Below are 25,636 nucleotides of genomic sequence, written 5' to 3' on the forward strand. Positions count from 1 at the left end.
CTGCATGAACCCGCTACAATGCGCCAATTCGTCCCGAATAACAAGTGAGAGCGCGATGAAAGTTCGTCTGAAGTGGGTGGAAGATGTGAGTTTTCTGGCACAGAGCGGCTCCGGCCACTCGGTGCTGATGGATGGTCCGCCAGAAGGCGGCGGCAAGAATCACGGTCCGCGCCCGATGGAAATGGTGTTGATGGGGGCTGCCGGCTGCTCGACGTACGACGTCATCCACATCCTGAAGAAAGGTCGCGCCGACGTGCGGGACTGCGTGGTCGATGTCGAAGCCGAGCGCGCCGAGACCGAGCCCAAGGTGTTTACCAAAATTCACCTGCATTTCACCGTCAAGGGCAAGGGCCTGAAAACCGAGCAGGTCGAGCGCGCCATCAATCTGTCTGCCGAGAAATACTGCTCGGCAACCATCATGCTCGCCAAGACCGCTGAAGTAACGCACGATTTCGAGGTTATCGAGATCGAATAACCCTCAGCCGGCCGCAACAGCCGGCTAGCGCCCAGTCTGTGTATGCTGCAGGCTGCGGCGGAATAACCAGGCCACGGCCAGCACCAGCAGCACGCCGGCCGCGGTCACCAGCAACAGAATCCAGGCGTTGCGCCGGCCGCTGTGCATGGACTGCTGCACGACCTGATCGACCAGCCGTTCCTTGTAGCGCGTGTGATCGGCAAAGGCCGCGGTCAGCCGCTCACCCGCCGGCTTCCATTCGCTTTCCACCACCACCAGCGCCTCTTCCCGTTTCCCGGCATTCGACGCCGCCAGCACCTTCTCCAGTGCAGTGAGGTATTCGCCGAGCAACTGCCGGTCCCGTTGCAGTAGCTCACCATCCTGCCGGTTAACAACCAGATCGCGAGCGTAGGCATCCAGATGCTCGTTGATCTGCGCGATATTGTGGCGGATGGTGTTTTCGTGCGGAGCCCGTTTGCTGGCATCCTGATAAGAGAGGTGGTATAGCGCATTGACTCGGATCAGCAGAAAATCCCGCTCGACACTCGATAGAATGGCCAGGCTGCGAATGATGTTCTCGTCCGTGAACTCCAGCTCCTCGCTGATCTGCTGCGAGCTGAAAAATCCGATGAGCCCGGTCACCAGCACCGCCATGACGGCACCGGCAACCACCGCCCAGAATCGCTGCCTCAGCGCATACGTCATGATTTACCTGCTCATGTATTGCCCAAGGACTTATTATCAGCGATATCCAGCCGTGCATACCCCTTAGAATCTTGCGGGGCAGCCAGATAGTCCAGCAAATCTCCCTCAGGCGCCATGCGCTGCAGGGGGCGCTGCTCACTGACCAGTTGCAATGCCAATGAAAACAAGACATGCGCAAGACAAACGAACACCAGCGCCATGCCAGCCAACTGGTGCACTTGCCCCACCATCAGCACCGCACCACCGGTAAGCAGCAAGGGGATGCTCATCCCCAGCCACTGCTGCCCGGCAGCATGAGCCAGCATCAGCAAGCCTCCGGAACACGCCAGAAAGCCGATCAACGCGTAGAGCAGGCCGTGCAACACCCGCGCAACCAGTCGCTGAGCGTCATCACAGGCCGCAGGCGCAGGCGTGCCGAATGCGCTAAGCGCCAGCAGCCGCAGCAGATTGACCAGAAAGAGCCCCTGCCCACTCCACAGGTGCAGCCCCATCAGCAGCGAATAAGCCGGATGCCCTCTGCCTGCGAATGAAGCCAGCAGAATCGCCAGCATGCAGGCAAGCGCCAGCAGCGCCGACAGCCAGTGCCCTACGACTGAAAGTGGATGATAAGGGTGCGTTACCGAATCATGCATGACGAGCTCCGTAGGCTCAGGGCAGATCAATGTCGGTGGGATTTTCCACCTTGCCATCCGTTTCACTATAAAGCCATGCATACGGCAAACCGATCAGCAAAGCCCCACCAACGATATTGCCCAGCGTAGCCGGAATCAGGTTGTTCAGCACAAACTGACTCAACGAAATGTCTGCCCCCGCCAGCATGGCAGCCGGAACAAAGAACAGATTGGCAATGCTGTGCTCCATTCCCAGTGCAACAAAGGCCATGACTGGCGCCCAGATCCCGACCATGCGACCCAGCGTATCCTTCGCTGAATAGCCCTGCCAGGCGGCCACACAGACCAGCATATTGGCCAGAATCCCCTTTACGAACACCACATGAAACGGGCTGTGTACCTTGTGCTCGGCCAGCGAGAGCACAAATGGCGACCAGGGATGAGAGGCATCCAACAACCCCGTCATATAGGCAAACACCCCTGCAGCAAACAGGGCGCCTACCAGATTGCCGGCATAGGAAACCGACCATACCCGCAGCACTTCAGTCAGGCGCACCTGCCGACGATACAGCGGCACCATCTGCGTGGCGCAATTGGAGGTGAAGAGATCTGCGCCAGTCAGTACTACCGCAATAAAGCCGACAGGAAAAACCGCACCAAACAGCAGCTTGTCCAGTCCCGGGTTTTGCGCCGCAAGCGTGGTGGCACCACCGGCAACAACCAGCGCCAGCAGCGCCCCAAGCGCGATATAGACGCCCCCCAGAAATGCCATAACCAGCAACCGTGGCGGCTGCAGCGTCACCTTGCTGCGGGCGGCTTCATTGATGTAATTGACGATGAAATTCGGAGCGAGTATCTGGGCCATAGCTGCTGACGATCATGACAGAGGAATGGCAAAACTCTACGCCATCCGCACTAGTTCGAAAGTGGTAATAAAACACAAAAGGGAGCCTTCCGGCCCCCTTTTGTGCGTTTGTTTGCGACAAGTCAATCAGCGAGTTTCTTCGTCAGCAGCAGCCAGAGCCAGGCCATCAGCCTCGACCTGGGCATAGCCCAGTTCACGACGGGCCAGTTCACGGTTGACAAAGACTTTCATGGCTACGGACACGGCCAGCGCTGCGATGAACACCCCGGCAAAAACCGTCGTCATTGCGGCGTAGCTGCCTGTTGCCTCGCGCAGGAAGGATGCAAACGAAGAGCCTACCAGGCCGGCCATCGCCCAGGCCGTCAGCACATAGCCGTGGATCGCCGAAACCTGCTTGGTACCGAACAGGTCGCCAATATAGGCCGGCAAGGTGGAGAAGCCACCGCCATAGCAGGTCATGATCAGATACAGCACCACCTGGAAGATGAGCACATCTTTCAGTGTCGGCAGCAGGAAGAAAGCTACAACTTCAATCACGAAGAAGGTGATGTAGGTATTCGGGCGCCCCAGTACATCGGAGAACGACGCCCAAGCCAGACGGCCGCCCCCGTTGAAGAGGCCGATCATACCAACCACGGCCCCCGCAGCCAGCGCACTCATGCCAGTCACTTCCTGCGCCATTGGCGAGGCCACCGAAATCACGGCGATGCCGCAGGTGATGTTGATGAACATCATGACCCACAGACCATAGAATGGCTTGGTTTTGACAGCTTCGTTGGCAGTCATCGGCATCAGATCCATGGCGGCCTTCTTCTTGCCCGAAGCCAGCGCCTCTTCAAAACCAGCCGGCTTCCAGCCTGCCGGAGGCGGCTCAAGATAACGGGCCGAAGCCAGCATGATCACGGCGTAGAGCGAACCGAGAATAAAGAAGGTATTGGCGATACCGACACTGGCGATCAGCTTGGCCATCAAGGGCGCCCCGAAGAAGGACGCGAAACCAAAGCCCATGATTGCCAAGCCGGTAGCGAGGCCACGACGGTCAGGGAACCATTTCATGAGGGTCGAGACAGGAGTGACGTAACCGGTTCCGAGACCGATACCGCCAATCACCCCGTAGCAGAGATACAGCAGCCAGAGATTGCCGATTGACGTCGCCACGCCAGCCCCCAGCAGACCGACCGACCAGAAAATGCCGGAAAGTGTACCGGAGAAGCGCGGACCGCGTTTTTCCACGACATGGCCCATGACCGCCGCGGACATACCCAACATGAAGATGGCCAGTCCGAAGGCGAAGCCGACCTCCTTGAGACTCCAGCCAAATTGCGCCATCAGGGGCTTGGAGAACACGCTCCACGCATATACCGAGCCGATCGAGATGTGGATACCCACCCCCGATGCGGCAATCAACCATCTGTTCTTGGCCATATCTTCCACTCCTCGCAACGTAAATAGTTCGTTTTGTTAACGGGAAGATTGCCACTCTGGCTAATTAGCGGAGTTGACTGGCATCAAGCGGGACAGAACGAGTTGAGTCGTTGTTGCGCCAGCAACGCACTGATCCGGTTATTCTTTTACAAAAAATAACATCGAGAAAGCCCCGTGACAGAACATCCGACAGTTAAAAGGAAAGCCACCCCGGAGGGTGGCTGGATCGATGCTGGAGTGATCTTGAATGCATCAGACACGATAACTGAGGCTCGTCATCACTTTTGAGCTCCCCTGCATCACCGCCTTGACCGATGCCGGCAGCTCGGCCGCCCCCAGTTCGATTGCCTTCTCGGCATGGCTCATCTCATCGGTATACATCTGCGCAACGATTGCCCGACTCTTCTGATCCGCCTCCGGCAGAGTCTGCAGATGGGACTGCAGGTGAGCCCCCACCTGGCGCTCGGTTTCGGCCAGAAAGCCCAGATTCCACTTGTCACCGATCAGTCCGGCGGTCACACCGATCGCCAGGCTACCCGCATACCACAGGGGGTTGAGCAGGCTCTTGTGGCTCCCCAGTTCGGCCAGACGCTGCTCGGTCCACGCCAGATGCTCCACTTCTTCGTGCGCCGCCTCACGCAGTGCCTCGCGAGCAGCCGGATCACGCGCAGTCAGAGCCTGTCCCTGATACAGAGCCTGGGCACAGACTTCGCCGCAGTGATTAACCCGCATCAGCCCGGCTGCATGCTGTTTGTCGGCGGCAGAGAGCTCGACATCGTCCACATGACGATCCGGATGTTCGCGCACGCTCTGTGCTGGTGCGGCCAGCGTTCGCAGGGCGGTATCAAATTCGCAGATCAGCGCATCCAGAGATGGTAGGGGCGGAAGCTTGAGCATGAATGACCTCTTTGGTGGATCAAGACCGGAAGGCATGGATGGCGCTTCCGACCGTCGACGATTCTAGCACTGCACAGCAGCAGGTGCAGTGCATGCTATATTCGCGCTTTCCGGTTTTTTATTGCGGGACTTTCCATGAAACGCCTGATTGCATCCTTTGTGCTGGCTGCCGCCAGCTGTGCAGCCTTTGCGGCCAATCCGCAAGTCGAACTCAACACCAGCCAGGGCAAGATCGTTCTGGAGCTGTATCCGGAGAAGGCGCCGCAAACCGTCGCCAACTTCCTGCAGTATGTGAAGGAAAAGCAGTACGACGGCGTGATCTTCCACCGTGTGATCAGCGATTTCATGATCCAGGGCGGCGGCTTCACCCCCGACATGAAGGAAAAGCCGACCCGTGCACCGATCAAGAACGAAGCCAATAACGGCCTGAAGAACGACAGCTATACCATTGCGATGGCGCGCACGCAGGACCCGCATTCGGCGTCTGCGCAATTCTTCATTAACGTGAAAAACAACGACTTCCTGAATTTCCGCAATGAAAGCGTTCAGGGCTGGGGCTACGCGGTATTCGGCAAGGTTGTCGAAGGCCAGAAGGTCGTCGACAAGATCAAGGTCGTACCGACCACGACCGTCAGCTACTATCAGGATGTTCCGGCCACTCCCGTGGTCATCCTGAGCGCCCGAGAACTGCCCGCGGCCGCAAGCAAACCCGCCAAGGCGGCGAGCAAGGCTTCCCAAGCCAAGTAACCCGATTTTGCCTTGCCGGCAACAACCGGCACACACTGACAAGGAAACACCATGACCAAGGTAAAACTGTCCACTTCGATGGGCGACATCGTTCTGGAACTCGACGAAGTCAAGGCGCCGATCACCGTCGCGAATTTCGTGCAGTATGTGAATGACGGCCACTACGACGGCACGATTTTCCATCGCGTCATCGACGGCTTCATGATCCAGGGTGGCGGCTTCGAGCCAGGCCTGAAGCAAAAGAAAACCCGCGACAACATCAAGAACGAAGCGCAGAACGGCCTGAAGAATGTTGCCTACAGCATCGCCATGGCCCGCACTCCGGATCCCCACTCGGCCTCGGCACAGTTCTTCATCAATGTCGGCGACAACGACTTCCTGAATTTCCGCAGCGAAACCCCGCAGGGCTGGGGCTACGCGGTATTCGGCAAGGTCGTCGAAGGCCAGAGCGTCGTTGACCAGATCAAGGGCGTAAAAACCGGCAGCAGCGGCTTCCACCAGGATGTTCCGAAGGAAGACGTACTGATCACCAAGGCCGAAGTTCTGGCCTGATGTCATTGCAAGGGCGCGGCCTGCGGGCCGCGCTTTGTTTTGCCCTGCCGCCATGCATTCCAGCGCCCTCTTCATTGCCGACTTGCACCTGTCGCCCGCCGATCCGGCCACGGCACAGGCATTTCTGCGCTTCCTGGAAGGCCCGGTGCAAGGCACGGACGCGCTCTACATTCTGGGCGACCTGTTCGACTACTGGCTGGGCGATGATCAGCTCGACGATCCCTTCTACGCAGCACAGGCCGCGGCGTTGCGGGCCCTCGCCACGCGCGGGGTGCGCATCCATTTCATGCCAGGCAACCGGGATTTCCTGTGCTCGCGCCGCTTTGCCACCTCGGCGGGACTGACCATCCTGAGCGACCCCTGCGTGATCGAACTTGACGGGCTGCGACTGCTGCTAGCGCACGGTGATGCCTACTGCACCGACGATGTGGCCTATCAACGCTTTCGCCGGCTGATCCGCAGCCGGCTCAGCCGGGCACTCCTGCTGGCCATGCCGCGGACCTGGCGCCAGCGCAAGGCGGCACAGCTGCGCAAACGTTCGCGCAACAGCAACCGCAACAAGGACTACCGCATCATGGATGTGAACGCCAGGAGCATAGAGCAGGCGTTCCTGAACAGCGGTTGCAGCTTGCTGATACATGGCCATACACACCGCCCGGCCACGCACCAACACACCAACGGAATCCGTCACGTTCTGTCGGACTGGCATGCCGGTCATGGTGCCTATCTGGCTTGGGAGAGCGGCGAGCTCCGAACCAGAAGCTGGCCAGCAAAATAGGGTATAAAACCACGAGCAGACGGGCAAGCACCTATCAGCTATATAGATCCACACGTATTGGATCAGATATGGGCGCCCTGATAACTTTCGGCCGCCTCGCGTATGTCATGATACAGCCCGGGGTCAGCCGGATCTGCATACTGCAGTGCGATCGCATGCAGTTCGGCATGGATCTCCAGAAATACCTCCACCAGCACGGGATCGAAATGAGTTCCCTTGCCTTTCGCGATGATCTCTACGGCCTTGTCATGTGCAAGTGGTGGTTTGTAAACCCGCCTGCTGATCAGCGCATCATAGACGTCCGCCAATGCCATCAAGCGCGCAGATAATGGGATGGCTGTCCCCGACACCCCTTGTGGGTAACCGGAACCATCCCACTTTTCCTGATGGCCGTAGGCAATTTCCCGGGCATAGCGCAGGAAACTGGTTTCCTCGCCCAGGATCTGCTCGACCTGCACAATGATGTCGCGGCCATAAGTCGGATGATGTTTCATCAGGGCAAATTCGGCCTCACTCAGCGGCCCCGGCTTGTGCAGCACGGCGTCGGGCACCCCCACCTTGCCGATATCATGCAGTGGTGCAGACTTGCTCATCCAGTGAATGGCGGGGTCATCCAGTTCGACAGCATAATCGGGGCACCGCTCACGCGCGGCCAGCGCCAGCAAGCGCAGGTATTCCTGGGTACGCTTGAGGTGCATGCCGGTTTCATTGTCCCTCAGTTCGGCCATCACCCCCATGGCCAGCATGGTGGCATCCTGCACCTTGACCAGTTCAGCGGTGCGCTCACCCACCTTCTGCTCCAGCCACTCGTTCTGCCGCCGCAAACGCTCACGCGCATCGTAGAGCTCGAGCTGGTTACGCACCCGCATCTGCACCAGCAGGGGACTGAATGGCTTATGGATGTAATCGACCGCACCAAGGGAAAAGCCTCTGGCCTCATCCTCTTCTTCGGTCCGGGCAGTCAGGAAGATCACCGGAATGTGGGCCAGTGCCGGATCCGCCGCCATCTGCCGGCAGACCTCGTAGCCATCCATTTCCGGCATCATCACATCCAGCAGCACCAGATCCGGATGCGGGAGACGCCGCGCCAGTTCCAGCGCCAGCGCACCGGAGCCGGCAATGCGCAAACGGTAGTCATTTTTCAGTACGGCATTCAGCAGGGACAGATTGGCCGGCGTGTCATCCACCAGCAGCAAGAGACGCCGTTCATGCTCGCTCATGCGCACCTCCCCTTCAGCCAGCCCTGCAATGCAGTCAGATGCTCTGCGGCGGCCGCAAAATCAAAATGATTGGTAATTGCGTCACCCAGCGGTGCCAGCTGCGCAGCGGGTACATGCCCTTCAAGCAGTTCGGACAATGCATAGAACACGTCGACGGCATCCCCGTCGCACTCGCCCAGTAATTGTGCAAGCCGCTCCAGCAACGCCGGTACACGCTCGTCCAGCACTCCATCCTCACCCGTGGACAGGCTACGCTCGGGATAAGCTTGGCGCACCGCAGCATAGAGACGCGCGTGCTCGTCCAGAAATGGCTGCAACAATCCTCCATCAATTCCGGGATGGTTGCGTAACTGCTGCTCAAGCCCAGCCGCCAGTTCTGCGAATCGTTGCATCCCCAGAATACCAGCTACGCTTTTGAGCGAATGAGCGAGCCGTTCAGCCCCCGCCGGATCGCTTGCCAGCAATCCGGCAAACTGCCCGGCCAGATCGCCATAATCCGCGAGATACTGCCGGAACAGACTCTCAAACAACTGCCGGTCGTTCATGAGCTGTTGCAATACCAGATCGCAGCGAATGTCGGCAATCTGCGGCAAGGCATCCTCATTGACCGGCTCACGGTGTTCCTCGGTGGGCGACTGCATTTCCCCGGAACGCTCCGGGATGATCGCCTTATCACACCACTTCTGCAGCGTGCCAAACAGCACATGGGGCTCGATCGGCTTGGTGATGTAATCGTTCATTCCCAGCTCAAGACAACGCGTGCGCTCGTCCGATAAGGCATGTGCCGTCATCGCAATAATGGGCAAACCCGCGAGCCGTTCTTCGGCTCGCAGCAGGCGGGTTGTTTCATGGCCATCCAGCACCGGCATCTGCAGATCCATCAGCACCACATCACACGGCAGCGGATCGATACTGAGCCAGCCCAGTGCTTCGCCACCATGCTGCGCCAGCAAGACCTGCGCGCCAGCCCCCTGCAGCAGTTCGCGGGCAACCAGCTGATTCAGCGGATTGTCCTCAACCAGCAACACGCGCAAACCATCCAGCCGGATATCTTCGCCTCTTGCCGTCGCGGCCTGCAGCTCGCAGACACTCTCGGCGAGCTCCAGCCAGCAATCAAAGCGGAAGGTACTCCCCTGACCCGGGGAACTCAGCACACCGATCTGCCCGCCCATCATCTCGACCAGACGACGGCTGATCGACAAGCCAAGGCCGGTACCACCAAACTGACGGGTCGTCGAACCATCAGCCTGGACAAAAGGCCGGAATAGCCGGGCGATCTGCTCATCCGAGAGGCCGATACCGGAGTCCCTGACCGAAACCTGCAACTGCACCCGCTCATTTTGGCGGGCCAGGCAGTCAATCCTGACGGTGATCTCGCCCTGCGCGGTGAACTTGATGGCATTGCTAACCAGATTACTGAGCACCTGCCCTAGCCGCACCGGGTCCCCCTTGAGGCATGGCGGGCAATCGTCTGCCAGTGCGACCCGCAACGCGAGTCCCTTTTCTTCGGCACGATTCAGATGAATCGCCAGCAACTGCTCGAGCACTTCGCCAATGCGAAACGGTACCTGCTCCATGTGCAGCTTGTTGGCTTCGATTTTCGAAAAATCGAGAATATCGTTGAGGATATGCAGCAGTGACTCGGCGGCGACCCGGGTTTTGCTGAGATAGTCATGCTGTTTGGCATCCAGCCTGGTTTTCAGTGCCAGGTGGGTCATTCCCAGAATGGCATTCATCGGGGTGCGGATCTCATGACTCATATTGGCGAGAAAGTCGCTCTTGAGCCGGTTGGCCTGATCCGCCGCATCCCTTGCCCGGAGCAACTCGGCTTCGGCAGCCTTGCGCAAGCCAATGTCTTCATACACCGCAACCAGGTGGGTAATTTTCCCGTCACGATTGCGTATCGGCGATACGGATGCCGAGACCCACAAGATCTCGCCATCGCGGGTGCGATTGCGCAGATCTGCATGGAATTCTTCGCCGGAGAGCACTTGCTGCCACAGCTGCCTGAACAGTGCGGGGTCTTCCAGCCCAGACTGGAAGACCCGCGGCGTACGCCCCAGCAACTCGGGAAGTGCATAGCCAGTCGCCTGCTCGAGTTTGGGGTTCACATATTCGATCAGTCCTGCCACATCGGTAATCATGACGGCACTCGGACTGGCTTCCAGCGCGGCCGACAGCATCCGCAACTGGTTGGCCGCACGGGTTTGCTCGGTCACATCGAAAATGATGCCATCCAGGGTTTGCGGAGCTCCGGCATGGTCCCGAACAATCTGGCCACGCTCGAACACCTGGCGGATCTGGTTGTCCGCCGTACGCAGACGGTATTCGACCTCGTAGCGATCGCTCCCCTGCAGCGCCTGCGCAATCGCAGCCTCGACCTGCGGCAGATCATCCGCCAGCACCAGCGAGCCATAGCTGCGCCTGGGGAGTGGCAGCAGAAAATCCTCCTGGGTATAGCCCGTGAGGCGCTGTATTTCCTCGTTGATATACTCCATACCCCATGGGTAATCGACCTGACAACGAAACACGACGCCCGGAATATTATCGACCAGCGTCCGGAACTGGGCTTCACGCTGCGCCAGCGCCCGTTCTGCGCGCTGGCGATCTGCCAGCAGCTCGCCCATCAAACTGCTCAGCCGCTCCAAATCGGCCGTATCCCGCCCAAGCGCGGGCCTGCCCAGATCAGCCAGCAGACGATTGGCGGTATCCAGCAAGGCATCGAGCACCCGTTGCCGGGCACTCCCTTCCTGCCGCAATGCTTCATTGGCACCGGTCAGCTCGGCAGAGCTCAGTTCCAGGCTGCGAGTACGCAATTCGACATCACGTTCGAACTGCGCATAGGCTTCATCGATGGCCTGCAACAGCCGAGGCAATCCTTCGGTCAAACCATCCGGACAACGCCCCTCAGCCAGCGCAGCCAGTGCGGCAGCAACCGCCGTTTCATCCTGCCAGCCCAGTTGCCGCTTGAGCTGGCGCAACAGCAGGCGGTTCATGCTCCGGCATCACTCACAAGGCTGATAGTCATGGTCTGGTTGTGCAGACGGCATTCGGTAGTCTGCAAGAAGGGGCTGATTTCACCGTAGGAGTAGAAGCCGGCCAGTACCGCCTTCTGGCCCAGCACATCCCCCACCGCCTCAACCTCCTCATCGATGCGTCCCCCCATCACCAGCTTGCGCCCGACACAGCTCACCAGAATGGCCAATGCATCCCCCGGAGCCTGATTCATGGCATGCGCCGCATTGGCCGCGGCCTCGGCACCATCGACCAGCGCATCGGTGCTGGCATGCATCAACCGCAAATAGCCATCCTGTTCGATGTCGCCGGCCAGCACCAGCGAGCCGGCGGACTCATCAACAGCCAGAATGGTCCGAACAAGGCCAAGCACATTGTGATCATGCCCGAGCATTTCGAATGGAAACAGCAGGCCGGATGCCGGCAAACTGGCGGCGTGTTCGCCCAAATAGCGCTTGTACACCTCAAGCGCCGGCTCGCCATCCAGCTCGAACAGCACATTACCGGCGCAGCGCGTGACCCGGCGTGCAGGGCCAAACGGCTTCCAGCCACCAAAGGAGCCATGACCGATGCACAGGCCGGCGGGCAAGGCCATCGCCACCACCACATCATCATGCACACCGTCATTGTCCAGGACCCAGGTTCTGGCAAAGGCGGCACCATCACCGGCCAGCCCCCCCATGATGGGCGTCTCCGGCGGCAAGCCGGTAGTCAGTCCGGCCACCAGCGCGCTACCGTTGATATTCACCCCCTGCCCGAACACCAGCACCCCCGCTGGCCGGCTACTGGCAAGTTGCGTCGCCAGGCGCTGACCGGCAGCTTCGCTGTCGTCCATTCCGTCCAGCCTGGTTGAGGCAAGCACAGGCCGACCATACTGCCAGCTCACCGCAGTCATATTGAGCGTGGCATCGTCGACACCCCGTGCACTGATTTCGCCGGCAGTGGAACAGCCCAGCAAGACCGCCCCGGGAAACGACTGGCGCAATGCGGCGAAACACCCCGGCTCGGAGAGCAGCGCCGGGGCGGCAAAGACCAGCACCCAGTCAGGATTGAGTGCGGCCAATGGTGCAGCTGCTGCCGGAAGCGCTGCGAGCGAGGAAACACAAGCCTGGCGAATCTGCATAGGGGTACTTACTCCAGAAAAGGTGCTTTCATGCTAGGAAATAAAAACCGCCTTGTCCGCCGATGTTGCAGCCCGAGCTTCGCCGCTGGAGCGGGCTGGCGAACGAACGTACAATAAGCGCATGGATTTCGCCGCCCTCTCTCCTGCCACGCAAGCCCGGCTCGCGAAGCTGGGGATTCATCGTGCCTTCGATCTGGTGCTGCACCTGCCGCTACGCTACGAGGACGAAACGCATCTGTACCGGATTGCCGATGCGCCGCTGGGCGAGCCGGTACTGGTCGAGGCCACCGTCACCAGCGTCGAGAAACAATTCAAGCCGCGCAAGCAGCTGATCGCGCGGGTGAAGGATGCGTCAGGCACGCTGAATGTACGACTGATCCACTTCTATCCCAGCCAGGCGCAGCAGCTCACACCGGGCAATACCGTGCGTCTATATGGCGAGATCAGAAGGGGCTATTTCGGCGACGAGATGGTGCACCCGAAAATCCGTGTCGGTGGGGAAGAGAAATCGCTCAATGACGCGCTGACCCCGGTCTACCCGACCACCAGCGGGCTCAACCAGAACACGCTGACCAAACTGATCCACATGGCGCTGCGCCACACGCCACAGCCGGAAACCCTGCCGCCGGCTTTGCTCGACGAACTGGGCCTGCCCGGTTTCGCACAAAGTGTCGCGCTGCTGCACGCGCCGCCACCCGACATTGCCCGCGTACTCCTCACCGAGCGCATCCACCCGGCCTGGCGGCGCATCAAGTTCGACGAACTGCTCGCCCAGCAACTGAGCCTGCGCATGGCGCACGCGGTGCGGCGCGAGCGCAATGCGCCTGTACTAGCGCCAGCCGGCACCCTAGCGGCGCAACTGCTTGCCGCCCTGCCCTTTCCACTGACCGGCGCGCAAACACGTGTGGTTGCAGAGATCAACGCCGATCTGGCGCAGGCGCACCCGATGCAGCGGCTGCTGCAGGGCGACGTCGGCGCGGGCAAAACCATTGTCGCCGCGCTGGCCGCCTGCCAGGCCATCGAGGCGGGCTATCAGGTGGCGCTGCTGGCGCCCACCGAAATTCTCGCCGAACAGCATTTCCGCAAATTGGAACACTGGTTGACGCCCTTGGGCGTGAAGGTGGTGTGGCTGGCCGGCTCGCTGAAAGCCAAGGCCAAGCGCGAGGCGCTGGAAGCCGCGGCGGACGGCTCGGCGCAACTGGTGTGCGGCACGCATGCGATTTTCCAGAGCAAGGTCGAATTTGCCAAATTGGGGCTGGCACTGGTGGATGAGCAGCACCGCTTCGGCGTCGCCCAGCGCCTCGCGCTGCGTGACAAGGCTGGCGACATGAGCCCGCACCAGCTGATGATGAGCGCGACGCCGATCCCGCGCACACTGGCAATGAGCTACTACGCTGATCTGGATGTCAGCATCATCGACGAACTACCGCCAGGGCGCACGCCGATTGTTACCAAGCTGATCTCCGAGGCCCGCCGCGATGAGGTCATCGAGCGCATCGCAGCCAAGGTGGCGGAAGGCCGGCAAGTCTACTGGGTGTGCCCGCTGATCGAGGAATCCGAAGCCCTGCAATTGCAGACCGCGGTAGACACGCACGAACAGCTCGCGGAAGAACTGGAAGACATCACGGTGGGCCTCTTGCACGGGCGCATGAAGCCTGACGAAAAGGCCGCGATCATGGCTGACTTCCTGGCCAACCGCATCCAGGTGCTGGTCGCCACCACCGTCATCGAAGTCGGTGTCGACGTGCCGAACGCCAGCCTGATGGTCATCGAGCACGCCGAGCGCATGGGGCTGTCGCAGCTGCACCAGCTGCGCGGTCGCGTCGGCCGTGGCGCGCACGCCAGCCTGTGCGTGCTGCTCTACACCGGGCCGCTGGGCGACACCGCCAAGGCGCGACTCAAGGTGATTTTTGAAAACACCGACGGCTTCGAGATTGCCCGCCAGGATCTACAGATCCGCGGGCCGGGCGAGCTGGCCGGAGTAAAGCAGTCGGGCGTACCGATGCTGCGTTTTGCCGATCTGGAAGCCGATGCGGATTTGCTGGACGTTGCCCGCGAGGTCGCCGAAACCCTGTTGGCAACTCGCGCCGATATCGTGCAGCAGCACCTTGATCGCTGGCTGCCGGGACGCGAAGCACTACTAAGGGTATAGCCGGGAAGCTGAAATTTCAAAAAGCCTACAAGGCAATACATAACAACGTATCAAAAAGGAGATCCGCATGTCCGACCTGCCTCGCCACCAGTTGACCATGACGGTGCTGATGACCCCCGACCTGGCGAATTTTTCCGGCAATGTCCACGGTGGCCAGTTACTGAAGCTGCTGGATGAAGTCGCTTTTGCCTGTGCCAGCCGCTACGCCGGCACCTATGTGGTGACACTGTCAGTCGATCAGGTGCTCTTCAAGCAGGCGATCCATGTCGGTGAGCTGGTCACCTTTCTGGCAAGCATCAACCACACCGGACGCACGTCGATGGAAGTCGGCATCAAGGTGATTGCGGAAAACATCCGGCAGCAGTCGGTGCGCGAAACCAACAGCTGCTATTTCACCATGGTTGCCCTGGGGGATGACGGCAAGCCGGTACCGGTGCCGCCACTCGAACCGCAGACGGAACTGGCACATAGCCGCTGGCGGGCCGCCGAGCGCCGTCGCGCCCTGCGTCTGGAGGCTAGCCAGCAGGGCTAAGCGGCTGATCAGGCAGCGTCAGCTCGAAGCACAGCCCCTGCCCTGGCTCACCCTGAACCTCGATATCGCCCTGCAGTTGCTGGACCAGATTGAACACTACGTTCAGGCCCAGTCCGGTATTTCCTTCGGCACGACGGGTGGTAAAAAACGGGTCGAACATCTGCTGCCGGACAACCGCACTGGCGCCGACACCATTATCGGCAAACTGCAGCAGGGTCGCCCCCTGCTGCGGGCGGGCGGTGATACGGACCAATGGATCGTCAATACCGGGAAACGCATGCTGCAAGGCATTCTGCAGCAACTGCGCCAGCAACTGCGTCAGGATTCCTGGCGCCATGCAGACCTGCAATCCTTCGGGAATATCGCACTCGACACGCACCCTGCCGGACTCCAGTAAGCTGCAATAGGCTTTCATGACGACGTCCACCTGCTGCGCCAGCGGGAAACATTCCACCTGCTCGCGCTCCTGAGCCACGGCGAGGTGCTTGAAGTCGTTGACCAGCTGACCAGTACGCAGCAAATTGCTGACCGTCATTTCGGTCGCCTCCTCCAGCGTTGCCAGCAGGCGCAGCAACTCGCTGCGTGAGACTTTCTCAGCATTGAGTGCCGCCCTGAGCTCGCCCAGTTCATGCTGGATGCTGCTGGATGCCGTCACAGCCACGCCGAGCGGCGTGTTGATCTCGTGCGCAATGCCCGCCACCATGCTGCCCAGGGCCGCGAGTTTTTCCTGCTCCAGCAGCCGCCGGTGTGCCTTTTTCAGATGGCTGGTGCGCTCACTGATTACCGCCTCCAGCTCCGCCTGCCGGTGCTGATGTTCGAGCTCTGCAGCGGCCCGCGCCGAGAAAATCGACAACAGGGACAAAGCAAACACCCGCTTGGCTTCATCCATCGGTCGCACATCCAGTGCGACCAGAATCCCTAGGGTCTTGCCTTGGGAACCGATCATCGGCATGCCGATATAGCTTTCGGCCTGCATGGCAACCAGCAGGGTATCCAGCGGGTAATCCTGCTGGATATTGCAGGGATGAAAGCACATCGACTGATCCGCCACATTGCGACACGGCGTGTTCGCCAGTTCGTAGCGGATATTGGCCATAAAGTCATTGCCAGCCCTGACGGCCAATGTCTGGATTGCCTCGGCCCCGGTCTCGGTGCGCACCAGTTCGCCGACGATCACGTAGTGCACATCCATCGCCTGTGCCAGTTCCTGAACCAGCGCCCGGTAAAAGGCCTCACCCTGCTTGCGCGAGGTGGCCAGTGTAATCGAGCGCAATGCAGCTTCTGCTACTCGCTGCTGTTCTTCAGGCGAAAATGTGCTGGTTTTTTCAGTCATGGTTCAGTCTTTCAAGAGAACTCAAGGTTTCGGGCAAGCGCATGTCTACTATAGACAGCGCCATACCGAAAACCACACGCCCAGAGCAGCACCATCATACCCTACACCCCATACACAATTGATCCATTGTTTATTGAGCACCTGTGCACATACCCCTCAATCCAGTGTCTTGCGGTACGCCAGCACAGCCACCAGCATCACCAGCGCGGTAAACAGCAGCTGCGGCCAGATATGGGGCCACTGCTCGGCCCAGCCATTGCCTTTGAGCAAGATTCCGCGCATCAGCCGGTTGAAATGCGTCAGCGGCAGGATGCTGCCGATTCGCTGCGCCCACTCGGGCATTCCCCGAAATGGAAACATGAAGCCCGACAGCAGGATATTCGGCAGGAAATAGAAGATGGTCAGCTGCACCGCCTGCAGCTGGTTGCGCGCCAGTGAAGACAGCGTGATGCCCACAGCCAGGCTGGCCGCGATAAAGAGCAAGGCGGCCAGGTAGACCGCCAGCAGATTTCCGGAGAACGGCACGTCGAACAGTCCGCGTGCGCCCAGCAGAATCACCGTGGCCTGAACCAGCCCGATCAGCACATAGGGCACGATCTTGCCGGTGATGACTTCGAGCGGCTGCACCGGCGTGGCCAGCAAATTTTCCATCGTGCCCCGCTCGCGTTCACGTGTCATCGCCAGCCCGGTCATCATCACCAGTGTCATGCTCATCACCACCCCCATCAGGCCGGGAATGATGTTGTACTGGGTGATGCCTTCCGGGTTGTAACGGCGATGCACAATCACCCCGAATGGCGGATCGGCAGGCCTCAGCTTGAGCCATGGCCCATCCAGCTCGCGCAAGGCCACCTGGCGCGCCAATTCGGGCAAGACCGAGAGCGCCATGCCGGTGGCGGTCGGGTCAGTCGCGTCGGCCTCGACCAACAAGTCCGGCCGCTCACCCCGCAACAGCGAACGGGTAAAGCCGGGAGGAACCGTCAGCACAAACATCACTTCACCCCGATCAAGTGCCGCCGTGGCCAAGGCCTCCGAATCCAATGCGGGCAGCACGTCGAAGTAGCTGGAATGCTGCATCGCAGCCACAAAACTGCGGGTGAACTCGGAGGGCTCGTGCACGATCACGGCGGTGGGCAGATGACGGGGATCGCTGTTGATCGCATAACCAAACAGCACCATCTGGATGATGGGCACGCCAATCACCATGGCAAAACTCACACGGTCGCGGCGTAATTGCCGGAACTCCTTGAGCACGATGCCCCACCAGCGTGTCCAGGACCAGCCACTCATGCGTCTGCTCCCGCGAAATTGTCCCGGGCCTGCTTCATCAGATGGATGAACACATCTTCCAGCCCGGTCGGGATCACTTCAATCCCTAGCCCCCGCCCGGCAAGTTCCACCCCGACGGCATGCTGCAGTGCCGGCAAATCGCGGCCACTGACATGCAAGGTGTCACCGAACACCACCGTCTGGCTCACAGCAGGGTGCCGCTCCAGCTGCTCGGCAACACTGCCCAGCCCGCTGCCACGCACACATACTGTTGCCAGTCCCGCAGCCGCAACGATTTCACCGGCCGTGCCTTGCGCCAGTAAACTGCCATAGGCGATGTAGGCCAGCTTGTGACAGCGCTCGGCTTCATCCATATAGTGTGTGCTCACCAGCACGCTGATGCCCTTCGCCGCCAGCCGGTGCAATTCAGCCCAGAAATCCCGCCTTGCAGTTGGATCCACGCCAGCAGTCGGTTCGTCCAGCAGCAGCAGTCTGGGCTGGTGCAGCATGCACGCTGCCAGCGCCAGCCGCTGCTTCCAGCCGCCGGACAGGCTGCCGGCCAGCTGCCCGGCGCGCGATGCCAGCCCCAGCTCGTCCAGGGCACGGGCAACAACTGCCGATCGATCCGGCATCTCATACATGCGCGCGACAAAATCCAGATTCTCGCGAATCGTCAGATCATCCCAGTACGAGAACTTCTGCGTCATATAACCCACATTGCGCTTGATCTGCTCAGCCTCGCGCACGATGTCGTAGCCAAGACAGGAGCCACTGCCCGAATCCGGTGTCAGCAGGCCGCACATCAGGCGGATGCTGGTGGTTTTGCCACTGCCATTGGGGCCGAGAAAGCCAAATATCTCACCGGGGCGCACGCGCAGGGAGAGATTATTGACCACATGCTTGTCGCCAAAGTGCTTGTTCAATCCATCGACCGCAATCGCCCACTCGTTTCCGATGGTCATGGCAGATGGACCGTAACGGGTTGACCGGGGTGGAGCGCCATGGCAATTCCGCTGGCGGGCTGAGCCTCGACTAGCCAGACCAGCTTGTGCCGCTGTTCATTGCTGTAGATCACCGGCGGGGTGAATTCCGGCCCCGGAGCCACCCAGCTGACCTGTGCCGCAAAGGGCTGACAGCCATCGCACCGGGCACCCACACTTGCGCCAACAGGCAGACGAGCAAGAGCCTCGGCGCCGATAAAAAACCGCAGCTTGACGTTCCGTGGCGGCAACAAGCGCAGCACAGGCTGGCCGGCAGCAACCCAGTCGCCGGCCCGGTAGAGTGTGTCGCTCACCAGCGCATCCTGCGGCGCACGCTGGGCCGTCTGCTCCAACTGCCAAGTGGCCTGTGTCGCCGCCGCACTGGCGGCCGCAACCAGCGCACTCTGTGCGCGGATCTGGTCTGTACGTGCAGCGAGCCGGGCAACCTGCAGGGCTGATTGCTGCTGTTTCACTTGCCCATCGCTCACTGCAGCCAGATTGCGCGCATCATCCAGTTGCTGCCCCGAGACCCCTCCTTCGCGATACAAGGCCTCATTGCGCTTCAACACCTGTTTCGCCCGTTCGGCATCAGCCAGTGCCTGAGCCAGGCGTGCCTCGACCTCGGCAACCTCTGGAGCTCGCTTGCCCTGCTCCAGATCAGCCAACTGCGCGCGGGCAGCCAACCATTGCTGCTGCGCCTGTTCCAGCTGGGACCGCTCACGTACGGCATTGAGCACAAACAGCGGCTGACTGGCCGTGACACGCTGCCCCTTCTGCACCAGCAAAGCATCCAGCTGCCCCGATTGCGGACTGGCGATCGCGACAAACTCGCCTTCCACATAGCCTTGCCAGGCAGTCGTCCCGGTGCGCTGACATGCCGTCATGACCAGACCAGCCAGCAGCGTTATTACGATTAACCCGTATCGCCCCATCACACTCTCCACCGCATTCCCTTACCCCATTATGAGCAACTCGGAGCGACGCGTGTTGTCGTGCAACAATCGCGAAAAGGAACTTGGACCTGCACGCCGGGCTTGTTACCCTTGCAAGCTCGAAAAAAGCGGAGCACAGGGGATGGCGCGCTATGCCATTGGCGACCTGCAGGGTTGTTTTGACGAATTCATGGCCCTGCTGGCCCGAATCCGCTTTGACCCCGGCCACGATCGTCTCTATCTGCTAGGGGATCTGGTTAGCCGCGGCCCAAAGTCGCTTGATGTGCTGCGCTGGGTGCACAGTCATCAGCACTGCACGCGCGTGGTGCTGGGCAATCATGACCTGCATCTGCTGGCGTGCTGGGCCAAGGCGACCACTCGCAAGCCGGATGACTCCACCCTGCACGTTTTGGCCGCCGCTGACGTCGATGTGCTGATGCACTGGCTGCGCAAGCAGCCGCTCTTGATCGAACTGGAAGATTATCTGCTGTGTCACGCCGGTATCTGGCCCGGCTGGTCACTGGATGACGCCCACAATGAAGCCCGACAGGTGGAAGCGCAACTCGCAGCCCCAGAGTTTGCAAACCTGCTGGGGGCCATGTATGGCAGCAGCCCTGCTGATTGGCCGACCGCCAGCCGGCATCCACTGAGCCGCGCGCGTTTCACCATCAATGCCTTCACCCGCATGCGTTTTCTGAATGACGGCGGTGAACTCGCCATGGCCTTCAAAGGGGACCGCGCCCAGCCCGGTTTCCTGCCGTGGTTTGACTGGCCCAGGCGTCAGTCACTCCCCAAGCCTATCCTGTTCGGCCACTGGTCCGCTCTGGGAGTAAAAATCACCCCTGACGTCATTGCACTTGATGCTGGCTGCGTGTGGGGCGGGATGCTGGTCGGACTGGAGCTGGATAAGCGAATGCTGCTACAGGCCCCTGCAAGGCATACTTATCAGGCAATTTGTGATTAATTATCGTCTGGAATTTTGAGCTCCGTATTATGCGCTATCTACTAATCCATCAGAACTTCCCCGGCCAATACAAGCATTTATTCCCCGCACTTGCGAAAAAACCGGACAATTTGGTCGTGGGCATCGGAGAGGAGCATCTTGTTCGGCAGCGCTTCAACGGGGCGGAACTACCCCACAATATGAAGCTGATTGGCTATAAATCACCACATGCTGCGGGTGAACACACCCACCCATACCTCAAGGGATTCGAAGGCAATATTCGTAGGGGGCAGCAAGTAACCCGCGTATTACTGGATCTCAAAAAAAGGGGATTTTATCCGGACATTCTATTAGGACACCCCGGCTGGGGAGAGATGCTATTCGCCAGAGATGTATTTCCGAAGTCAAAAATCATCTCTTTTTGTGAATTTTACTACCGAGGCACGGGCGCCGACGTTGGGTTTGACCCAGAGTTCGGATCCAATCTGGATGATTATTGCCGAATCAGGGTTAAGAATTCGACCCTTACTCAAGCATTGCTCGATTGCGATCTCGGAATTGCGCCAACAGAATGGCAGAAAAGCGTGCATCCCCCGGAGTTTCATCATAAAATTGCTGTCGTACACGACGGCATTGACACTGTTCAGGTTGCTCCCAACCCAGAAGCCTCTTTCACGCTGGCAGATGGCCGCGTGCTCACCCGCCGCGATCAGGTAGTGACCTTTGTCAATCGCAACCTGGAGCCCTACCGGGGCTTTCATTCGTTCATGCGCGCATTACCGATCATGATGGCACAAAATCCTCACGCTCAATTTGTAGTGGTCGGAGGAGATGATGTCTCATATGGTCGCAAGCCACCCGAAGGGGGCTATCGCAAGCTCTACCTGAAAGAGGTAGCAGACAAGATTGACCATGCAAGAGTGCATTTCACGGGAAAACTGCCCTACCACGCCTACCTCAGCCTATTGCAGATTTCCAGCGCACATCTGTATCTGACTTACCCGTTTGTCTTGTCGTGGTCCATGATCGAAGCAATGTCAGCGGGGTGCATCGTCATCGGCTCAAATACCACGCCAGTTACCGAGGTCATTAAGGATGGCCGAAATGGCCTGCTGGTTGATTTCTTTGATCATCAAGGCATTGCTGCTACCATCACCCGCGCAATGAGCAATCCAACGAAGTACCACCCCCTGCGTGAGCAGGCACGGCTGACGGCGATCAGCCAATATGATCTTCAGAGTGTTTGCTTGCCTAAGTTGATAGAGCTTATTCACTCCTGAATCATACCCCCATGAAGCAACACCGCCACCCGAAGGTGGCGATGTTATTGATCCGGAACTACCAGACCTCCGAAATCATTTACAGAATGAAACTGTCGGCCGTCACAGATGTGAGCCCCACCAGTTCAATTTGGTATTCAGCAGTATTGTCTGCATCAATGCTGATGTTAATGCAGCCGTTGAACCATACTTTGTTCAAGCCACCTCCGGCAACTGGTACGGTCGAACTGAATGTGAATGCCTGATCGCCAGCCAAGGCAGCATTGGTGTCAATGCTGGAAAGGTCGATCTTATCATCTTGCCAGATAGCGAAATCCATAATCATGTCTTTCGTTCCGTTCAGGCCTAGCTCAGAAAGCGCATTGAAATCGAATGTGTCAGCACCCGTGCCGCCAGTCAGCTGATCTGTTCCAGTAGATCCAATAAGTGTATCACTGCCACCGCCGCCACTAATGGAGTCGTCGCCAGCTCCGCCATACAGGTTATTAGCCACCGAATTGCCATCGAGCTGATTGGCAAGAAAGTTACCATTGCCATTACGGGCACGCCCCCCCAGGATAAGTCCCTCGAGATTGGCTCCTAGGGTATAGTCAATATCCGAATAAACACGATCCCATCCGGCATCCGCAGCCTCGACGACAATGTCGCCACTGCTGATTTGGTAGTAATCATTGCCCGTGCCACCAACCAGCGAGTCAGCTGCCTGCTCTTGCTCCCAGTTTCCTCGCAGAGTGTCATTCCCAGCTCCACCGGTAATGGTATCCTTGCCCATGCCCCCATTGAGGGAATTGTCAACAGCATCGCCAATGATCACATCATCACCCTGACCGGTACGAACATTTTCAATCCCCACCAGCGTATCAGTTCCCTCAAGAGTGGAAACAAGCTGACCTACACCCTGCTTGGTCAAATCAACGCGCATGGCGGCATCAGAATAAACTTCGTACCAATCAGCGCTCCAACCAAAACCATCATTGGCACCGCCATCAACGTAGTCATTACCAGCGCCTGCTTCAAGCTCATCACCACCGGCACCGCCATACAACTTATCGTTACCTGCACCACCACCCAAGACATTCGACTTTTCATCACCAACGATAGTGTCTGCATTCTTGGTGCCAACTACGAGCTCGAATCCAGAAATTAGATCTTTTTCAGCACCTGACGTGGCAATTCCAGCATCAAGGTTGATATTAAATCCAGTAGTAGAAGTGACATAACTGTAATCAATGCGGTCGAAGGAAGAACCGTCACCAGCAATAATTACATCATTACCCGCGCCACCGATGACATGGACAGAAGATTTATTGTCGGCATTCCATCCCCAAACCTCAAGGGTATCGTTGCCCGCTCCCAGATTGATCCGTGAAGAACCTACACTACCAATTTCAACAAGATCGTTCCCATCACCCATATCAGCAATATGGTTGCCGCCATTATGGATGAACAAGTAGTCATTGCCAGCCAGCGCCGTAGTAGTGGAATCACCGACGTTCGGCTGGAAATAGTCATTCCCAGTTGTGCCGGTTGCTGTGGTGTAGTTGTAGAACTCTTTCGCGTAATAACTAGCCATACCCTTCTCTCCATGATAGCGTCAGAAAATTGACAGTAACCTGAAATCTATCACGAACATCACATATTGCAAACAACCGTTCAACTGAAAGCACCAACAACAACGCCACCCGAGGGTGGCGTTGTTGTTGGTGCAAAAGGTCGTCTGACCGGCAATTACATCATGCCGCCCATGCCGCCCATGCCACCCATGTCCGGCATTGCCGGAGCATCCTTCTTCGGCAGCTCGGCCACCATGCAATCAGTGGTCAGCAGCAGACCGGCGATGGACGCAGCGTGTTGCAGCGCGGAGCGGGTCACCTTGGCCGGATCCAGCACGCCCTGCTCAACCATGTCACCGTATTCACCGGTGGCGGCGTTGTAGCCGTAGTTGCCCTTGCCGGCCAGCACGTTGTTGATGACGACAGAAGGCTCGTCGCCGGCGTTGGCCACGATCTGGCGCAGCGGGGCTTCGATGGCCTTCAGGACGATCTTCACGCCCTGCTCCTGGTCGTGGTTGGAGGTAGCCACTTCACCGAGGTTGGCGCGGGCGCGCAGCAGGGCAACGCCACCACCGGCCACAATACCTTCTTCCACGGCAGCGCGAGTCGCGTGCAGTGCATCTTCCACGCGCGCCTTCTTTTCCTTCATTTCAACTTCGGTCGCAGCGCCAACCTTGATCACGGCAACACCGCCCGCCAGCTTGGCCACGCGCTCTTGCAGCTTTTCACGGTCGTAGTCGCTAGTGGCTTCGTCGATCTGCTTGCGGATGGTCGCAACGCGGGACTTGATGGCATCTTCAGCGCCAGCGCCGTCGATAATGGTGGTGTTTTCCTTGCCCACTTCAATGCGCGCAGCGCGGCCGAGCTGGTCCAGGGTTGCCTTTTCCAGGGTCAGGCCAACTTCTTCGGCAATCACGGTACCGCCGGTCAGGATGGCGATGTCTTCCAGCATGGCCTTGCGACGGTCGCCAAAGCCCGGAGCCTTGACGGCAACGGTCTTCAGGATGCCGCGGATGTTGTTCACAACCAGAGTGGCCAGCGCTTCACCGTCCACGTCTTCGGCGATGATCAGCAGCGGACGGCCAGCCTTGGCAACTTGTTCCAGTACCGGCAGCAGATCGCGGATGTTGCTGATCTTCTTGTCGAACAGCAGCACGAACGGGTTTTCCAGGGCAGCGATCTGCTTGTCCGGGTTGTTGATGAAGTACGGGGACAGGTAGCCGCGGTCGAACTGCATGCCTTCAACCACGTCCAGCTCGTTGTTCAAGCTCTTGCCGTCTTCAACGGTGATGACGCCTTCCTTGCCGACCTTGTCCATCGCGTCGGCGATGATCTGGCCAACGTCAGCGTCGGAGTTGGCGGAGATGGAACCAACCTGGGCGATTTCCTTGGAGGTGGTGGTCGGCTTGGCGATGTTCTTCAGCTCACCAACCAGCGCCACGACAGCCTTGTCGATACCGCGCTTCAGATCGGTCGGGTTGAAGCCGGCAGCCACGTACTTCATGCCTTCCTGAACGATGGCTTGAGCCAGAACAGTAGCGGTAGTGGTACCGTCACCGGCGATGTCGGAAGTCTTGGAAGCCACTTCCTTCACCAGCTGGGCGCCCATGTTTTCGAACTTGTCTTCCAGTTCGATTTCCTTGGCAACGGAAACACCATCCTTGGTGATGGTCGGCGCGCCGAAGGAGCGATCCAGAACCACGTTACGGCCCTTCGGGCCCAGGGTTACCTTAACCGCGTTAGCCAGTACGTTAACGCCATTAACCATCTTGGCACGGGCGTTGTCGCCAAACAGAACTTCTTTTGCAGCCATTTTCAATTACTCCGAATGCTTGAAATTAAAGGTCGTTGAAGAGCGGAAACGCTCGATTATTCAACAACGGCGAAGATGTCTTCTTCGCGCAGGACGGTCAGTTCTTCGCCATCCAGCTTCACGGTCTGACCGCTGTACTTGCCGAGGATGACCTTGTCGCCAACCTTGACCGACAGGGCACGCACGGTGCCATCATCCAGCAGCTTGCCAGTGCCCACGGCAACGACTTCGCCCATGTCCGGCTTTTCGGCAGCGGCGCCCGGCAATACGATACCCGAGGCGGTCTTTTCTTCTGCTTCAACACGCTTGATCACGACGCGGTCATGCAAGGGACGAATTTTCATGGTCTTACTCTCCTGATGAATGAGATGAGAATGGTAAAAGCAACAGAATCAAGGATTTGATTCATGCTGTTAGCACTCTCGGCTAACGAGTGCCAATGATATGGGCGGGGAAA

23 protein-coding genes are annotated in these 25,636 nt (G+C 59.0%); 8 read left to right on the plus strand and 15 right to left on the minus strand.

Annotated features, from left to right (window positions below):
* The first annotated feature begins 55 nt into the window (after positions 1–55).
* A complete protein-coding gene (locus INR99_RS13220) occupies positions 56–475 on the plus strand; it encodes an OsmC family protein (RefSeq protein WP_194116825.1) in 420 nt (139 codons plus the stop codon).
* A gap of 24 nt (positions 476–499) precedes the next feature.
* Here INR99_RS13220 and INR99_RS13225 read toward each other — a convergent pair whose 3' ends face one another.
* The 5 genes from INR99_RS13225 to coq7 all read right to left on the minus strand — a co-directional run bounded on the left by INR99_RS13225 (position 500) and on the right by coq7 (position 4,957).
* The gene (locus INR99_RS13225; RefSeq protein WP_194116826.1) at positions 500–1,159 is read right to left on the minus strand and encodes an MCP four helix bundle domain-containing protein; all 660 of its coding nucleotides are present in this window, start codon (positions 1,157–1,159) and stop codon (positions 500–502) included.
* Positions 1,160–1,170: 11 nt separating this feature from the next.
* The gene (locus INR99_RS13230) at positions 1,171–1,791 is read right to left on the minus strand and encodes a cytochrome b/b6 domain-containing protein (RefSeq protein ID WP_194116827.1); all 621 of its coding nucleotides are present in this window, start codon (positions 1,789–1,791) and stop codon (positions 1,171–1,173) included.
* A 16-nt stretch (positions 1,792–1,807) separates the two neighbouring features.
* A complete protein-coding gene (locus tag INR99_RS13235) occupies positions 1,808–2,635 on the minus strand; it encodes a formate/nitrite transporter family protein (RefSeq protein ID WP_194116828.1) in 828 nt (275 codons plus the stop codon).
* A gap of 126 nt (positions 2,636–2,761) precedes the next feature.
* Positions 2,762–4,060, minus strand: a complete 1,299-nt coding sequence (locus tag INR99_RS13240; protein ID WP_194116829.1) for an L-lactate MFS transporter — start codon at positions 4,058–4,060, stop codon at positions 2,762–2,764.
* Between the two features lie 252 nt (positions 4,061–4,312).
* The gene (gene coq7, locus INR99_RS13245; RefSeq protein ID WP_194116830.1) at positions 4,313–4,957 is read right to left on the minus strand and encodes a 2-polyprenyl-3-methyl-6-methoxy-1,4-benzoquinone monooxygenase; all 645 of its coding nucleotides are present in this window, start codon (positions 4,955–4,957) and stop codon (positions 4,313–4,315) included.
* A gap of 135 nt (positions 4,958–5,092) precedes the next feature.
* Between coq7 and INR99_RS13250 the strand changes: the two genes are divergently transcribed.
* Genes INR99_RS13250 through INR99_RS13260 form a run of 3 tightly spaced genes read left to right on the plus strand, consistent with a single transcriptional unit; the run spans position 5,093 to position 7,034 of the window.
* A complete protein-coding gene (locus tag INR99_RS13250) occupies positions 5,093–5,704 on the plus strand; it encodes a peptidylprolyl isomerase (protein ID WP_194116831.1) in 612 nt (203 codons plus the stop codon).
* Between the two features lie 51 nt (positions 5,705–5,755).
* A complete protein-coding gene (locus tag INR99_RS13255; RefSeq protein ID WP_194116832.1) occupies positions 5,756–6,256 on the plus strand; it encodes a peptidylprolyl isomerase in 501 nt (166 codons plus the stop codon).
* 52 nt (positions 6,257–6,308) lie between these two features.
* On the plus strand, positions 6,309–7,034 hold the full coding sequence (locus tag INR99_RS13260) for a UDP-2,3-diacylglucosamine diphosphatase (RefSeq protein ID WP_194116833.1): 726 nt from the start codon (positions 6,309–6,311) through the stop codon (positions 7,032–7,034).
* 62 nt (positions 7,035–7,096) lie between these two features.
* Here the strand turns inward: INR99_RS13260 and INR99_RS13265 are convergent, their stop codons facing one another.
* From INR99_RS13265 to INR99_RS13275, 3 genes are read right to left on the minus strand one after another with little or no spacing between them, the layout of a single operon-like run.
* A complete protein-coding gene (locus tag INR99_RS13265; protein ID WP_194116834.1) occupies positions 7,097–8,254 on the minus strand; it encodes a response regulator in 1,158 nt (385 codons plus the stop codon).
* The gene (locus INR99_RS13270) at positions 8,251–11,250 is read right to left on the minus strand and encodes an ATP-binding protein (protein WP_194116835.1); all 3,000 of its coding nucleotides are present in this window, start codon (positions 11,248–11,250) and stop codon (positions 8,251–8,253) included. Before INR99_RS13270 ends, INR99_RS13265 begins: the two co-directional genes overlap by 4 nt.
* Entirely contained in the window at positions 11,247–12,392 is a 1,146-nt protein-coding gene (locus tag INR99_RS13275; RefSeq protein ID WP_194116836.1) for an FIST signal transduction protein, read from the minus strand. Before INR99_RS13275 ends, INR99_RS13270 begins: the two co-directional genes overlap by 4 nt.
* Before the next feature lie 85 nt (positions 12,393–12,477).
* Here INR99_RS13275 and recG point away from each other — a divergent pair, with 85 nt between their 5' ends.
* Both recG and INR99_RS13285 read left to right on the plus strand, forming a co-directional pair.
* Positions 12,478–14,544 carry an ATP-dependent DNA helicase RecG gene (gene recG, locus INR99_RS13280; RefSeq protein ID WP_265588346.1) on the plus strand — a complete coding sequence of 689 codons (2,067 nt, stop codon included), beginning with the start codon at positions 12,478–12,480 and terminating at the stop codon, positions 14,542–14,544.
* A gap of 67 nt (positions 14,545–14,611) precedes the next feature.
* On the plus strand, positions 14,612–15,076 hold the full coding sequence (locus INR99_RS13285) for an acyl-CoA thioesterase (RefSeq protein ID WP_194116838.1): 465 nt from the start codon (positions 14,612–14,614) through the stop codon (positions 15,074–15,076).
* Here the strand turns inward: INR99_RS13285 and INR99_RS13290 are convergent.
* From INR99_RS13290 to INR99_RS13305, 4 genes are all read right to left on the minus strand, one after another.
* Entirely contained in the window at positions 15,060–16,409 is a 1,350-nt protein-coding gene (locus tag INR99_RS13290; RefSeq protein WP_194116839.1) for a sensor histidine kinase, read from the minus strand. The two genes, INR99_RS13285 and INR99_RS13290, sit on opposite strands and share 17 nt — an antisense overlap.
* A 156-nt stretch (positions 16,410–16,565) precedes the next feature.
* Positions 16,566–17,699 carry an ABC transporter permease gene (locus tag INR99_RS13295; RefSeq protein WP_194116840.1) on the minus strand — a complete coding sequence of 378 codons (1,134 nt, stop codon included), beginning with the start codon at positions 17,697–17,699 and terminating at the stop codon, positions 16,566–16,568.
* On the minus strand, positions 17,696–18,640 hold the full coding sequence (locus INR99_RS13300) for an ABC transporter ATP-binding protein (protein ID WP_194116841.1): 945 nt from the start codon (positions 18,638–18,640) through the stop codon (positions 17,696–17,698). The genes INR99_RS13295 and INR99_RS13300 overlap by 4 nt, the downstream gene beginning before the upstream one ends.
* Entirely contained in the window at positions 18,637–19,542 is a 906-nt protein-coding gene (locus tag INR99_RS13305) for an HlyD family secretion protein (RefSeq protein WP_228098311.1), read from the minus strand. Before INR99_RS13305 ends, INR99_RS13300 begins: the two co-directional genes overlap by 4 nt.
* Positions 19,543–19,732: 190 nt before the next feature.
* Here INR99_RS13305 and INR99_RS13310 point away from each other — a divergent pair, with 190 nt between their 5' ends.
* Together INR99_RS13310 and INR99_RS13315 are read left to right on the plus strand one after the other, a co-directional pair.
* A complete protein-coding gene (locus INR99_RS13310; RefSeq protein WP_194116843.1) occupies positions 19,733–20,554 on the plus strand; it encodes a symmetrical bis(5'-nucleosyl)-tetraphosphatase in 822 nt (273 codons plus the stop codon).
* A gap of 29 nt (positions 20,555–20,583) precedes the next feature.
* Positions 20,584–21,813: a glycosyltransferase family 4 protein gene (locus tag INR99_RS13315; protein WP_194116844.1), complete on the plus strand. Its 1,230-nt coding sequence runs from the start codon at positions 20,584–20,586 to the stop codon at positions 21,811–21,813.
* Between the two features lie 79 nt (positions 21,814–21,892).
* On the opposite strand, the gene INR99_RS13320 is transcribed toward INR99_RS13315, so the two are convergent.
* The 3 genes from INR99_RS13320 to groES all read right to left on the minus strand — a co-directional run bounded on the left by INR99_RS13320 (position 21,893) and on the right by groES (position 25,523).
* A complete protein-coding gene (locus tag INR99_RS13320; RefSeq protein WP_194116845.1) occupies positions 21,893–23,386 on the minus strand; it encodes a calcium-binding protein in 1,494 nt (497 codons plus the stop codon).
* Between the two features lie 155 nt (positions 23,387–23,541).
* Positions 23,542–25,179 carry a chaperonin GroEL gene (gene groL, locus INR99_RS13325; RefSeq protein WP_028454912.1) on the minus strand — a complete coding sequence of 546 codons (1,638 nt, stop codon included), beginning with the start codon at positions 25,177–25,179 and terminating at the stop codon, positions 23,542–23,544.
* A 56-nt stretch (positions 25,180–25,235) separates the two neighbouring features.
* Positions 25,236–25,523 carry a co-chaperone GroES gene (gene groES / locus INR99_RS13330; protein WP_028452172.1) on the minus strand — a complete coding sequence of 96 codons (288 nt, stop codon included), beginning with the start codon at positions 25,521–25,523 and terminating at the stop codon, positions 25,236–25,238.
* Positions 25,524–25,636: the final 113 nt, after the last annotated feature.

It is taken from the genome of Chitinilyticum piscinae (genome assembly GCF_015223195.1).
GTDB classification, from domain to species: domain Bacteria; phylum Pseudomonadota; class Gammaproteobacteria; order Burkholderiales; family Chitinibacteraceae; genus Chitinilyticum; species Chitinilyticum piscinae.